Annotated in this window: 9 protein-coding genes and 1 tRNA gene; all 10 read left to right on the plus strand. The window is 69.1% G+C overall.

Annotated features, from left to right (window positions below; translation table 11 throughout):
• Window positions 1-47 precede the first annotated feature (47 nt).
• The 10 genes from dnaA (at window position 48) to ACIBH4_RS25745 (ending at window position 13459) form a co-directional block, all read left to right on the plus strand.
• A complete protein-coding gene (dnaA, locus tag ACIBH4_RS25700; RefSeq protein ID WP_362768391.1) occupies window positions 48-1790 on the plus strand; it encodes a chromosomal replication initiator protein DnaA in 1743 nt (580 codons plus the stop codon).
• Between the two features lie 575 nt (window positions 1791-2365).
• Window positions 2366-3505 (plus strand): DNA polymerase III subunit beta, encoded by a 1140-nt coding sequence (gene dnaN, locus ACIBH4_RS25705; RefSeq protein ID WP_362513183.1) that lies wholly within the window; start codon window positions 2366-2368, stop codon window positions 3503-3505.
• 125 nt (window positions 3506-3630) lie between these two features.
• Window positions 3631-4416 carry a 3-keto-5-aminohexanoate cleavage protein gene (locus ACIBH4_RS25710; protein WP_362768394.1) on the plus strand — a complete coding sequence of 262 codons (786 nt, stop codon included), beginning with the start codon at window positions 3631-3633 and terminating at the stop codon, window positions 4414-4416.
• 32 nt (window positions 4417-4448) lie between these two features.
• Window positions 4449-5393 carry a phosphogluconate dehydrogenase (NAD(+)-dependent, decarboxylating) gene (gene gnd / locus ACIBH4_RS25715; protein ID WP_362513189.1) on the plus strand — a complete coding sequence of 315 codons (945 nt, stop codon included), beginning with the start codon at window positions 4449-4451 and terminating at the stop codon, window positions 5391-5393.
• Window positions 5394-5515: 122 nt separating this feature from the next.
• A complete protein-coding gene (gene recF / locus ACIBH4_RS25720; protein ID WP_362513192.1) occupies window positions 5516-6691 on the plus strand; it encodes a DNA replication/repair protein RecF in 1176 nt (391 codons plus the stop codon).
• 286 nt (window positions 6692-6977) lie between these two features.
• Window positions 6978-7484, plus strand: a complete 507-nt coding sequence (locus ACIBH4_RS25725; RefSeq protein WP_362768397.1) for a DciA family protein — start codon at window positions 6978-6980, stop codon at window positions 7482-7484.
• A gap of 299 nt (window positions 7485-7783) precedes the next feature.
• Window positions 7784-9736: a DNA topoisomerase (ATP-hydrolyzing) subunit B gene (gene gyrB, locus ACIBH4_RS25730; RefSeq protein ID WP_362513198.1), complete on the plus strand. Its 1953-nt coding sequence runs from the start codon at window positions 7784-7786 to the stop codon at window positions 9734-9736.
• A 31-nt stretch (window positions 9737-9767) separates the two neighbouring features.
• Window positions 9768-12317, plus strand: a complete 2550-nt coding sequence (gene gyrA / locus ACIBH4_RS25735; protein WP_362513201.1) for a DNA gyrase subunit A — start codon at window positions 9768-9770, stop codon at window positions 12315-12317.
• Window positions 12318-12886: 569 nt separating this feature from the next.
• Window positions 12887-13243: a DUF3566 domain-containing protein gene (locus ACIBH4_RS25740; protein WP_386198519.1), complete on the plus strand. Its 357-nt coding sequence runs from the start codon at window positions 12887-12889 to the stop codon at window positions 13241-13243.
• Between the two features lie 142 nt (window positions 13244-13385).
• Window positions 13386-13459, plus strand: a tRNA-Ile gene (locus ACIBH4_RS25745).
• The last annotated feature ends 18 nt before the right edge of the window (window positions 13460-13477 follow it).

The raw sequence follows: 13477 nt of genomic DNA on the forward strand, positions 1-13477 counted from the left end.
ATCGCGGTAGGCCAGCGGGGCCGCGTCGGGAGGAGGGGAGCCGGACCATGGACGAAACGGACCTCAGCGCTGTCTGGGCGAGGGCTCTTGAGAACTCCCTGAACGAGAACGTCCCGTCCCAGCAGCGGGTCTGGCTCAACATGACCCGGCCCTTCGGCCTCATGAACGACACCGTGGTCCTCGCCGCCCCCACGGATTTCGCCAGAGATGTCCTGGAAAACAAGCTTCGTCCGCTCATCAGCCAGGCGCTCTCCCAGGAGTTCGGCCGCCCGATGCGGGTGGCGGTCATGGTCGACCCCAGCGCGGCGGGCCCAGAGCCCGGGCTTCCCCCCCGCCAGGACACTTATCCCCAGGCCCAGCCGCAGGGTTATACACAGCTTGGCGGGGCTCAGCAAGGTTATGCACAACCCCCTCAGGGCCAGCACCACGGGGGTTCCGGGCCGCAGCACCCCTACCCGGGGGGCAACCAGGCCCCGCAGTCGTCCACCGACTATCCACAGGCACAGTCGTTCTCCTATCCGTACCAGCAGGGCGAGGAGTCGCCCCAGCCGTATCTCCCCGCGGAGCCCTCGCAGAGCTCCTCGCAGGGGGAGCAGAGCCCCGGATACGGCCGTGGTTACAACCCCCAGCCGTCCCCGCCCCGGCCCGAGCCCGACTCCTTCGACCGCGGCGCGCCACCCGTGCCCGGCGCGGGTGGCGCCGGAGGGGTTCAGAACAGATGGGACGGGCGCGGGAGCAGGACGCAGGGCGAGCCGGCCCGGCTGAACCCGAAGTACACCTTCGAGACCTTCGTGATCGGTTCCAGCAACCGGTTCGCGCACGCGGCGGCGGTCGCGGTGGCCGAGGCGCCGGCCAAGGCGTACAACCCGCTGTTCATCTACGGTGACTCGGGCCTGGGCAAGACCCACCTGCTGCACGCGATCGGCCACTACGCCCAGAGCCTCTACGACGGCGCGCGGGTGAGATACGTGAGCTCGGAGGAGTTCACCAACGACTTCATCAACTCCATCCGCGACCACAAGGCCGACAACTTCCGTGGCCGCTACCGGGCCGTGGACATCCTGCTGGTGGACGACATCCAGTTCCTGGAGGGCAAGGAGCAGACGCAGGAGGAGTTCTTCCACACCTTCAACACGCTGCACAACTCCAACAAGCAGATCGTCATCTCCAGCGACCGGGCGCCGAAACAGCTGGTCACGCTGGAAGACCGGCTGCGCAACCGGTTCGAGTGGGGTCTGATCACCGACGTCCAGCCGCCCGAGCTGGAGACCCGGATCGCGATCCTGCGCAAGAAGGCGATCCAGGAGGGCCTGGCCGCGCCGCCCGAGGTGCTGGAGTACATCGCGAGCCGCATCTCCACCAACATCCGCGAGCTGGAGGGCGCCCTGATAAGGGTGACCGCGTTCGCGAGCCTGAACCGGCAGTCGGTCGACCTGCAGCTCACCGAGGTCGTGCTCAAGGACCTGATCACCGAGGACGCCGGCTCCGAGATAACGGTCGCCACGATCATGGCCTCCACCGCCGCCTACTTCGGCCTGTCGATCGACGACCTGTGCGGCGGGTCGCGCTCGCGCGTCCTGGTCACCGCCCGCCAGATCGCCATGTATCTGTGCAGGGAGCTCACCGACATGTCGCTGCCGAAGATCGGCCAGCAGTTCGGCGGCCGCGACCACACCACGGTCATGCACGCCGACCGGAAGATCCGCTCCCTGATGGCCGAGCGACGCTCGATCTACAACCAGGTCAACGAGCTGACGACCCGCATCAAGCAGCAGTCCCGCAATGGATGATGAGGTTTTTCACCCCGTGATGCACAGGCTGTGGAAAACCTTGTGGATCAACGGTTCGCGAGGGCTCCGGGAGCTCGGGGGCGTCGAACCATGATCATCTGGAAACCCACTGGTCCGAACGCTGTTCGGCGTCTGTGGACAACTCTGGGGAGAACCTGGGGACAACCTGGGGACAACTCGTGGATAACCTGGGGACGCCCTGTGGGGAGAGTTTTCCACAAGGACAAAACGACCTCCTACCCCGTGGATAACCTGGGGAAACCTCGTGGAAAACTTGGGGACAGAGGGCACCGAATCTGGGGACGGCCTGTGTGTACTCCGGAGTTCTCCCCAGCCCCAAGAGTTGTCCACAGTGGTCGCCCACAGCCCCGGTGGATGAAAAAACAGCACTTGACCTGCGGAAACAACGGCTTTCCACAGTATCCACAGCCCCTAATACGAAGGCCACTTGTATCTCTAACTAGGAAACCCAAGAGCCATAAGAGGGGTTCCGAGGGAGCGCGGGTGCGCGAGAGTGAACACTTCAACCCCAGGCACCGAGCGGATGGCGCTCGACACACAGGAGGCGGATCCACGTGATGTTCCGGGTCGACCGAGACGTGCTCGCTGAGGCGGTCGCATGGACGGCGCGCAGCCTGCCCGCGCGTCCCTCCGTGCCGGTGCTGGCCGGCATGCGTCTTGAGGTCACGGAGGACGGGCAGCTCAAGCTCTCGGGCTTCGACTACGAGGTCTCCGCGGAGGTGACCCTCGAACTGCAGACGGGCGAGGCGGGCGTGGTGCTCGTCTCGGGCAGGCTTCTGGCCGAGATCACCAGGGCGCTTCCCGCACAGCCTGTGGATTTCGTGGTGGAGGGCGCCAAGGCCGTCGTCACCTGCGGCAGCGCCCGGTTCACCCTGCTCACCATGCCTGTGGAGGACTACCCCTCCCTGCCCACCATGCCCCCCGCCGCAGGACGGATCGGCAGCGACGTGTTCGCCTCGGCCGTCGGCCAGGTCGCCGTGGCCGCGGGCAAGGACGACACCCTGCCGATGCTCACCGGCGTGCGCGTGGAGATCGAGGGTGACACGGTCACGCTCGCGGCGACCGACCGCTACCGCCTCGCCGTACGCGAGCTGAAGTGGCAGCCGGGCCAGCCCGACTTCTCGGCCATCGCGATGATCCCCGGCAGGACCCTCGCCGACACGGCCAAGGCTCTGGGCGGCACCGGAGCCGAGGTCGAGATCGCGCTGAGCTCCGCGGGCGGCACCGGCGAGGGCATGATCGGCTTCTCCAGCGCGGGGCGCCGCACCACCACACGGCTGCTCGACCCCGAGTTCCCCAAGTACCGCTCGCTGCTGCCGACGGAGTTCTCCGCCCGTGCCGAGCTGCCGACGGCCGCCTTCGTCGAGGCCGTCAAGCGCGTGGCCCTGGTCGCCGAGCGCAACACGCCCGTACGGCTGGCCTTCCGCGGCGACGAGGTCGTCCTGGAGGCGGGCAGCGGGGACGAGGCACAGGCGGTCGAGGTGCTCCCCGTCGACTTCGAGGGCGACGACATCAACATCGCCTTCAACCACCAGTTCCTGCTCGAGGGGCTCGGCGCGATCGACTCCGACGTGGCCCGCCTGCAGATGACCACGTCCACCAAGCCCGCCATCCTCACCGGGGGCAAACCCACGGACGACGGGAGTGCTCCCGACTACCGCTATCTGATCATGCCCATCCGCCTGTCCAGTTGATGCCCGTCCACCCGATGGGCGGCCCGCGACGGCCCGGCGCGAAGGATCCCTCCACAGGTCCTGGGGCGGGCCGGGAAAAGGATCTCGCGGCGGCACCGGAGACCGGCGGGAAAGGCGACTCCGGGGTGGACACGGCGACGGGTGGGGACTCGGGAACGTCCGGCGGGGCCGGAGGGGGAGCGACGTGGCTCAAGGCGTGCCTGAACGGCGCCAGGAGGCCCGGCGAGCACCCGACCCTCCCCCTGAGCCCTCTGGAGCTCGCTGAGGCGGCCCGTGAGGCTCGTGGGGCGGGTGCGGACGCCGTTCACATGCATCCGCGCGACGAGGCGGGCAGCGAGTCGCTCAGCGCCGCGCACATCGGGGCGGCCGTGCGCGCCGTACGCGAGGCGTGCCCCGGCCTCCCCGTCGGGGTGAGCACAGGGCTGTGGATAACCGGCTGGGATGTGGACGCGCGGCGCGAGGCCGTGCGCGGCTGGGCCGGGCTCGCCCCGGGCGAGCTGCCGGACTTCGCGTCGGCGAACCTCTCCGAGCCCGGATTCGAGGCCCTGTGGCAGGACCTGCGGCGGCTCGGTGTGGACGTGGAGGCGGGGGTCTGGTCGGTGGAGGACGCCGACGCCCTCGCCGCGACCGGCCTGGAGTGCGCGCGGGTGCTCGTCGAGATCATCGGCGGTCCCGCGGACACGGCCCTCCCGCGGGCGCGTGCCATCCTGGATCGCCTCGCCGAACTCGGCGTCCCCGGCCCGAGACTGCTCCACGGGGAGGGGGACCCGACCTGGATTCTCCTGGACGAGGCGGGGCAGGCTGGACTCGCCACGCGCATCGGCCTGGAGGACGTTCTCCACAGCCCTGTGGGCGGCCCTGTCGGCGGGAACGCCGAGCTGGTAAGACTTGCGCGGGCACGCTTGGCGTAGGTGAACGACGAAACCCTGAAGGGGGCGCTCGTATGCAGATCGGCATGGTCGGGCTGGGCAAGATGGGCGGCAACATGGCTGAGCGCCTGCGCCGAGGAGGTCACGACGTCGTCGGATACGACCGTGATCCCGCGGTCAGTGACGTCGCCGACCTGGAAGAGCTCGTGGAGCGGCTCCAGGCGCCGCGCACCGTGTGGGTCATGGTGCCCTCCGGTGAGCCGACCAGGGCGACGGTCAGGGCACTCGGCGACCTGCTGTCACCCGGCGACACCCTTGTCGACGGCGGCAACTCGCACTACGTCGACGACCAGAAGCACGGCGCCGAGCTCTCGGCCAAGGGCATCGGTTTCGTCGACTGCGGCGTGAGCGGCGGCGTCTGGGGATTGCAGAACGGCTACGCGCTCATGGTCGGCGGCGACAAGGCCGAGGTGGAGCGGGTCATGCCGATCTTCGAGACCCTCAAGCCCGAGGGCGACGACGGTTTCGTCCACGCCGGCACGGTCGGCGCCGGCCACTTCGCCAAGATGGTCCACAACGGCATCGAGTACGGCATGATGCAGGCGTTCGCCGAGGGCTGGGAGCTGCTTCAGGCCTCCGACATCGTGACCGACGCGGCCGGCTCCTTCAAGAGCTGGCGGCAGGGCACGGTCATCCGCTCCTGGCTGCTCGACCTGATGGTCCGCGCGCTGGAGGAGGACCCGACCCTGGCGGAGCTGGAGGGCTACGCGCAGGACTCGGGCGAGGGCCGCTGGGCGGTGCAGGCCGCCGTGGAGCTGGCGGTCCCGCTGCCGGTCATCACCGCCGCCCTGTACGCCAGGTTCGCCTCCCGCCAGGAGGACTCGCCGGCGATGAAGGTCGTCGCGGCCCTGCGCAACCAGTTCGGCGGCCACGCGGTCACCTCCAAGGCGGGCGCGACGGAGAAGGGCGCCGACTCCCCCGGCGCCGACGTCACGCCCCCGGCCGAGGCGGCCGGATAGCCCGGTCGGCGCAGCATCGCCCCCCGACTCAGCGCGGCTCGCGCCACGACCTTTTCACAGGGCGCGAGCCGTACGGGCACGGGAGGCCGCGGTGACGGGCGAGGCCGACTAATCTTCCTGGGGTGCATGTCGCCCATCTCTCCCTCACCGACTTCCGGTCCTACGAGAACGTCGACCTCGGCATGGAGCCGGGGGTCACGGCCTTCGTCGGACCCAACGGCATGGGGAAGACCAACCTCGTTGAGGCGCTGGGTTACGTGGCGACGCAGGCCAGCCACCGGGTCGCCAACGACGGACCGCTGGTCAGGCAGGGCGCGGCGCGGGCGGTCGTCCGCTCGTCGGTGGTGCGCGACGACCGGCGCGCGCTGATCGAGCTGGAGATCAACCCGGGCAGGGCGAACCGGGCCAGGCTGAACCGTTCCCCGGTCCCCCGTCCCCGCGAGGTCGTCGGCCTGTTGCGCACGGTCCTGTTCGCCCCCGAGGACCTCGCCATGGTCAAGGGCGATCCTTCCGAGCGGCGCCGGTTCCTCGACGATCTCCTGGTGGCCAGGACGCCCAGGTTCGCGGGGGTGCGCGCCGACTACGACCGGGTGCTCAAGCAGCGCGGTGCCCTGCTGCGCACCGCCGCGCAGGCCAGGAGGGGCCGGGGCAGGAGCACGCGGCGGGCGGAGAGCGACGCGGCGTTCGCCGAGGCGGGGGCGGGAGACCCGCTGAGCACCCTGGAGGTCTGGGACGCACACCTGGCCACGCACGGCGCCGAGCTGCTCGCGGCCAGGCTGGAGCTGGTCGAGACGCTGCGCCCGCTCGTCGCCGCCTCGTACGCCTCCCTCGCGCCGGACTCCGCGGCCGCGGCGCTGGAATACCGGGGCACCCTGTCCGCGGACGCCGGGACCGATCGCACCGAGCTGGCCAAACGGCTGCGCGCCGGCCTGCTGGAGGTCCGAGCCTCGGAGCTGGAACGCGGTGTCACCCTCGTCGGCCCGCACCGCGACGACCTGTTCCTCGGTCTGGGGGAGCTGCCCGCGCGCGGCTACGCCAGCCACGGCGAGTCGTGGTCGTTCGCGCTGGCGCTCAGGCTGGCCGCCTACGACCTGCTCAGGGCCGACGGCGGCGATCCGGTCCTCATCCTCGACGACGTCTTCGCCGAGCTGGACAGCAGGCGCAGGCGCCGTCTGGCCGAGATGGTCGCACCCGCCGAGCAGGTCCTGATCACCGCCGCGGTGTCCGACGACGTGCCCGCCGAGCTGGCGGGGGGCCGTTTCGACGTGACCGAGGGGGGCGTGGCCCGTGTCCGATGACGCGGGAGAGCGCGCGAGCGGCCCGGTGCCCGTGCCTCGGACCCCGGAGCCGAGGAGGCGCGCGGCGGCGCGGGAGGGCCGGGAGCGGGGAGGCGAGGGCCGGGCGGCCGGGCCCGTTTCGGGTTCGCGAGGCCCGGCGGACCCGGCCGGTAAAGGCCCGGCGGACCCGGCCGGTAAAGGCCCGGCGGACCCGGCCGGTAAAGGCCCGGCGGACCCGGCCGGTAAAGGCCCGGCGGACTCGGCCGGTAAGGGCTCGGCGGACCCGGCCGGCACGGGTGTGGACGGGGTGGCCGCCGGTTCCGCGAGGAACGCGGCGGCCAAGGGGGCCGCACTGGCGAGGGAGAAGCTGGCCCAGGCCAAGTCGGACGCCGCCAGACGGGGGCAGCTGCCCCGCCGCGAGCCGCGGCGCAGGGCGTCGGGGGCGCGCAGGGACGCCGGTGACCCCCAGCTCCTCGGCAGGGCGATCGCGGACCTGCTGTCCGACCGAGGCTGGGAGCAGCCCGCCGCGATCGGCGGCGTCTTCGGCCGCTGGCACGAGATCGTCGGCGCCGACATGGCGGCCCACACCAAGCCGGAGACCTTCGCCGACGGCGAGGTCGTGGTGGTCGCCGACTCCACAGCCTGGGCCACCCAGGTCCGTCTCCTGGCGAGGACGCTCGTCAGGAGGTTGAATGAGGAGCTCGGGGACGGAACGGTGCAAAAGGTAAAGGTTCGCGGCCCTCAGAACGGTCCCCGGTCCAGTGGCGGTCTGCGTGTCACCGGGAGCCGCGGTCCGGGCGACACGTACGGCTGACACGGGCCTGAAAAACGGATCAGCGGCTCCTCTGACGCGACGAACCCCCTCCGCGTAGGGGGATGTCCAAGACGATGATCGTCGCGCGACAGGCCATTCCAGAGGCTGTCAATGCCACATGATGTGTTCTGAGCCGCTAGAATGAAATCGAATTCCGGACACGTCCGTTTGCGTGCCACCCCCCGGCGAGCATGTCGGCTCCCCTGGGTGAGCGCATCGGGGCATTCACGACGGTGACGGGCACGGCGGGGCTACATCTTGTCTCCCTGCCGCGTGTCCGCGGCAGGAGGATTTCGCACTTGTCCTACGACGCTAGCTCAATCACCGTTCTCGAAGGGCTTGAGGCGGTCCGTAAGCGCCCCGGTATGTATATCGGCTCGACCGGCGAGCGCGGTCTGCACCACCTCGTCTACGAGGTCGTCGACAACTCCGTCGACGAGGCCCTGGCCGGGCACGCCGACCGGATCGAGGTCACCCTGCTCGCCGACAACGGCGTGCGGGTCGTCGACAACGGCCGTGGCATCCCCGTCGGCATCGTCCCCGGTGAGAACCGTCCCGCGGTCGAGGTCGTCCTCACCGTGCTGCACGCGGGAGGCAAGTTCGACGACAAGTCGTACGCGGTCTCCGGCGGACTGCACGGCGTGGGTGTCTCCGTCGTCAACGCCCTGTCCAGCAGGCTCGATGTGGAGATCCGCACCGACGGGCACTACTGGCGGCAGAGTTATGTCGAGAGCAGGCCCACCGCGCCCCTGGCGAAGGGGGAGAAGACCGACGCGACCGGCACCTCGATCACCTTCTGGGCCGACGAGAGCATCTTCGAGACCACGACCTGGCACTTCGAGACCCTCGCGCGCCGCTTCCAGGAGATGGCCTTCCTCAACAAGGGCCTGACGATCTCGATCAGGGACGAGCGCTCCGAGTTCGTCGACGGAGAGGAGGGGGAGCTCCGGGAGGTCACCTACCACTACGAGGGCGGCCTGTCCGACTTCGTCAAGCACCTCAACTCCAAGAAGGAGCCGGCCCACCTCTCGGTGATCGACTTCGAGGCGCAGGGCGAGGGCATCGCCGTCGAGATCGCGATGCAGTGGAACAACTCCTACAGCGAGTCCGTCTACACCTTCGCCAACACGATCAACACCGCCGAGGGCGGCACCCACGAGGAGGGCTTCCGCGCCGCGCTGACGTCCATCGTCAACCGCTACGCGCGCGAGCAGAAGTTCCTCAAGGAGGGCAAGGACGACAACCTCGCGGGAGAGGACATCCGCGAGGGGCTCACCGCGATCATCTCGGTGAAGCTGACAGACCCCCAGTTCGAGGGCCAGACCAAGACGAAGCTGGGCAACACCGAGGCGAAGTCGTTCGTCCAGAAGGCCTGTAACGACCACCTGCGCGACTGGTTCGAGCGCAACCCCGGCGAGGCCAAGGACATCATCACGAAGTCCCTGCAGGCCTCCCGCGCCCGCCTCGCGGCCCGCCAGGCCCGCGACCTGACCCGGCGCAAGTCGCTGCTGGAGTCGGGCTCGGGGCTGCCGGGCAAGCTGGCCGACTGTCAGTGGAGCGACCCGGAGAAGTGCGAGCTGTACATCGTCGAGGGTGACTCGGCGGGCGGCTCGGCCAAGGGCGGCCGCGACTCCAAGTTCCAGGCGATCCTCCCGATCCGCGGCAAGATCCTCAACGTCGAGAAGGCCCGGATCGACAAGGTCCTGCAGAACAACGAGGTCCAGGCGCTGATCACCGCCATGGGCACGGGCGTGCACGACGAGTTCGACATCACCAAGCTCCGCTACCACAAGCTCATCCTGATGGCGGACGCCGACGTCGACGGCCAGCACATCACGACGCTGCTGCTCACCCTGCTGTTCCGCTTCATGCGGCCCCTGATCGAGGCCGGGCACGTCTACCTCTCCCAGCCGCCCCTCTACAAGATCAAGTGGGACCGGAAGGGCGAGGACGCCTCCTACGCCTACTCCGACCGCGAGCGTGACGCGGTCATCCAGGCCGGTATCGACGCGGGCAAGCCCGACCCCCGGCCGCGCGACAACGTGCAGCGCTTCAAGGGACTGGGCGAGATGAACGCGGGCCAGCTCTGGGAGACGACCATGAACCCCGACACCCGCCTTCTCCTCCAGGTCACCCTCGACGACGCGGCCCAGGCCGACGAGCTGTTCAGCGTGCTCATGGGTGAGGACGTCGAAGCCCGCCGTTCCTTCATCATTAGGAACGCCCGGGATGTCCGTTTCCTCGACGTGTAGCGGTAGCCGTACCAGAAAAGGATCTTGACCTGTGACGGAAGTCAACACTCCGCCCGGCCCTCCGACCGACCGCGTCGAGCCGGTCGACATCCAGTCCGAGATGCAGCGCAGCTACATGGACTACGCGATGTCGGTCATCGTCTCGCGCGCGCTGCCGGACGTCCGCGACGGCCTCAAGCCGGTGCACCGCCGCGTGCTGTACGCCATGTACGACGGCGGCTACCGGCCCGACCGCGGTTACTTCAAGTGCTCCCGCGTCGTCGGTGACGTCATGGGCTCCTACCACCCGCACGGCGACACGTCGATCTACGCGACCGTGGTGCGGATGGCGCAGCCCTGGTCGCTGCGCTACACGCTGGTCGACGGGCAGGGCAACTTCGGCTCCCCGGGCAACGACCCGCCGGCGGCGATGCGCTACACCGAGTGCAAGCTCGCGCCCATCGCGATGGAGATGCTGCGCGACATCGACAAGGACACCGTCGACGTCGTCCCCAACTACGACGGGCGCTCCCAGGAGCCCCTCGTCCTGCCTTCGCGCTTCCCCAACCTGCTGGTCAACGGGGCGGCGGGCATCGCGGTCGGTATGGCCACCAACATCCCGCCGCACAACCTGCGGGAGGTGGCGAGCGGCGTCGTCTGGTGCCTGCAGAATCCCGACGCCGACGACGAGGAGCTCCTCGAAGCGCTGATCGCCCGCGTCAAGGGGCCCGACTTCCCCACCGGCGCGCTGATCGTGGGCCGGCGCGGCATCGACGACGCGTACCGCACCGGCCGCGGCTCGATCACCATGCGGGCGATCGTCGAGGTCGAGGAGGACGCCAAGGGCCGCCAGTGCCTCGTCGTCACCGAGCTTCCGTACCAGGTCAACCCGGACAACCTCGCGCTGACCATCGCCGAGGCGGTGAAGGACGGCAGGATCAGCGGCATCGCCGACGTCCGCGACGAGAGCTCCTCGCGGGTGGGCCAGCGTCTGGTGATCGTGCTCAAGCGCGACGCGGTCGCCAAGGTCGTGCTGAACAACCTCTTCAAGCACACCCAGCTGCAGACCACCTTCGGCGCCAACATGCTGGCCCTGGTCGACGGCGTGCCGCGCACGCTCAGGCTCGACCAGTTCGTCCGCCACTACGTGGCGCACCAGATCGACGTCGTGGTCCGCAGGACCCGATACCTCCTGCGCAAGGCCGAGGAGCGGGCGCACATCCTGCGCGGGCTGCTCAAGGCCCTGGAGCGGATGGACGAGGTCATCGCCCTGATCCGCCGGTCGCCCTCGGCGTCCGCGGCGCAGGGTGGCCTGATGACGCTGCTGGAGATCGACGAGATCCAGGCGCAGGCGATCCTCGACATGCAGCTGCGCAAGCTGGCCGCCCTGGAACGCCAGCAGATCACCGACGAGTACGACGCGCTGATGGCGCAGATCACCGAGTATCAGGCGATCCTCGCCTCGCCCGAGCGGCAGCGCTCGATCGTCCAGGAGGAGCTCACGGAGCTCACCGGCCGGTACGGCGACGACCGTAAGACCGAGATCATCGCCTACGAGGGCGACATGTCGATCGAGGACCTCCTGGCCGAGGAGGACATGGTCGTCACGATCACCCGCGGTGGCTACGCCAAGCGAACCAACACAGACCTTTACCGGGCGCAGAAGCGCGGCGGCAAGGGTGTGCGGGGCGCGCAGCTGCGCCAGGACGACATCGTCGACCACTTCTTCGTCACCACGACGCACCACTGGCTGCTGTTCTTCACCAACAAGGGTCGCGTCTACCGGGTCAAGGCGTACGAGCTGCCCGACTCCGGCCGCGACGCGCGTGGGCAGCACCTGGCGAACCTGCTGGCCATGCAGCCGGACGAGGTCGTGATGGAGGTCCTCGACCTGCGCGACTACGAGGTCGCCCCGTACCTCGTGCTCGCCACCCGCAGCGGCCTGGTGAAGAAGACGCGCCTTTCCGAGTACGACTCGCCGCGCACGGGTGGTCTCATTGCGATCAATTTGCGCGAAGATGATGAAGTGATCGCTGCCAGACTGGTGTCGGAGGACGACGATCTCCTCCTCGTCTCGCGCGGCGCCCAGTCCATCCGCTTCACGGCCTCCGACGAGGCCATGCGCCCGATGGGCAGGGCGACCAGCGGCGTGATCGGCATGCGATTCCTCGACGGGGACGAGCTCCTCGCGATGAACCGGATCGCCGACGGCGACAACGTTCTCGTCGCGACCGAGGGCGGATACGCCAAGCGCACCCCCGTGGATCAGTACCCTCTTCAGGGAAGGGGTGGAAAGGGAGTCCTGACCGCCAAGATCGTAAGTGCCCGTGGCAAGCTGGTTGGCGCGGTCATGGTCAGACCCGAGGACGAGGTTTTCGCCATTACGTCCGCCGGAGGGGTTATCCGGACGAGTGCCGGGGAGATCAAGCAGTCTGGCCGCCAGACGATGGGGGTTCGGCTGATGAATCTGGCGGAGGGGGACAGCGTCGTGGCGCTGGCCCGCAATGCGGAGGCGCTGGAGACCGGGGAGAACCCGGTGACCGGGGAAAGCGCCGAGGCGCAGGTGGAGACCGGTGAGAACGGGGAAGGGGAGAATCCGTGAATGCTCAGGGCAAGCCGGGATCGCGCCCCGCCTCCTCGTCGACACGCGATCAGGCGACGGAGAAGATGGACAAGATCGCTGGAACGAAGGACGCCGAGGCGGCCTCGTCACCGGTTAACGGTAGCGTGCCCGCGCCGGAAACCGATGGATCGGTATCCGACAATCGCAAGGGCAGGCCGAAAGTGACGACGACAGAGGACGGCAAGCAGGCCGACACCACGGTGCGGATCCGTCCAAGCGGATCTCCACCACCATCCGCGCCACCACCGCAGTCGCCCACGCCACCGCAGGCAGGACAGCAGGGGCGTTCCCCCTCCGCCTCGCCCTCACCGGGGGGGCAGCAGGGACGTTCCCCGTCCGCCCCGACCACGCCTCCAGCCGGGGGACAGCAAGGGCGTTCTCCGTCCGCCCCCTCACCGGGGCAGCAGAGCCGGCCGTCGGCCGGGCAGCAGAACAACCGGGCCTCATGGTCGCCTGGCAGCCTGTCGTCGCCCCAGGCCCCGGCTGACGCGACCGACAGGAAGGCCGCGGACGTCGGCGGTCCGAGGTCACCCCGCAAGGCGCACCTGGTGCTGCGCAGGATCGAGCCGTGGTCGGCGATGAAGTTCAGCTTCGTCGTGTCGCTGGTCTGCTTCGTGGTGCTGTTCATCGCGGTCGCGGCCCTCTACATGGTGCTGTCCAGCCTCGGGGTGTTCGAGAACATCATCCAGACGGTCACCCAGCTGACGACGGCCGACGGCAACTCGACCAACGGCGTCGACATCGCCTCCTGGTTCGAGCCGGTCCGCATCCTGGGCTACACCGCCCTGATCGGCGCGGTGAACGTCGTGCTGATCACCGCTCTCGCCACTCTCGGCGCTGTGATCTACAACATCGCCTCCGACCTGGTCGGCGGTGTGGAGGTCACCTTCAGCGAGGCCGAGTAGTCGTCCCGCCGAGTGTCCCCGCCCTCTTTCGGGGGTGGGGACATGGCGCGAGCAGGTGCCGAAACAGGGTAAGCTTTTCCCTGTTCGAGCGAACGGGTTCGTCTCCGCCAAACGGATACGAGACCGTTCGTCTGTGTGATGAGGGGCTATAGCTCAGACGGTTAGAGCGCTTCCCTGATAAGGAAGAGGTCCCAGGTTCAAGTCCTGGTAGCCCCACCCAGCTCAGAGGCCATT

It is taken from the genome of Streptosporangium sp. NPDC050284 (genome assembly GCF_044459525.1).
GTDB lineage: Bacteria > Actinomycetota > Actinomycetes > Streptosporangiales > Streptosporangiaceae > Streptosporangium.

Bases quoted from the DNA above. Each gene is read 5' to 3' on its own strand.
- dnaA (WP_362768391.1), top strand. From the start codon at position 48: ATGGACGAAACGGACCTCAGCGCTGTCTGGGCGAGGGCTCTTGAGAAC.
- gnd (WP_362513189.1), top strand. From the start codon at position 4,449: ATGCAGATCGGCATGGTCGGGCTGGGCAAGATGGGCGGCAACATGGCT.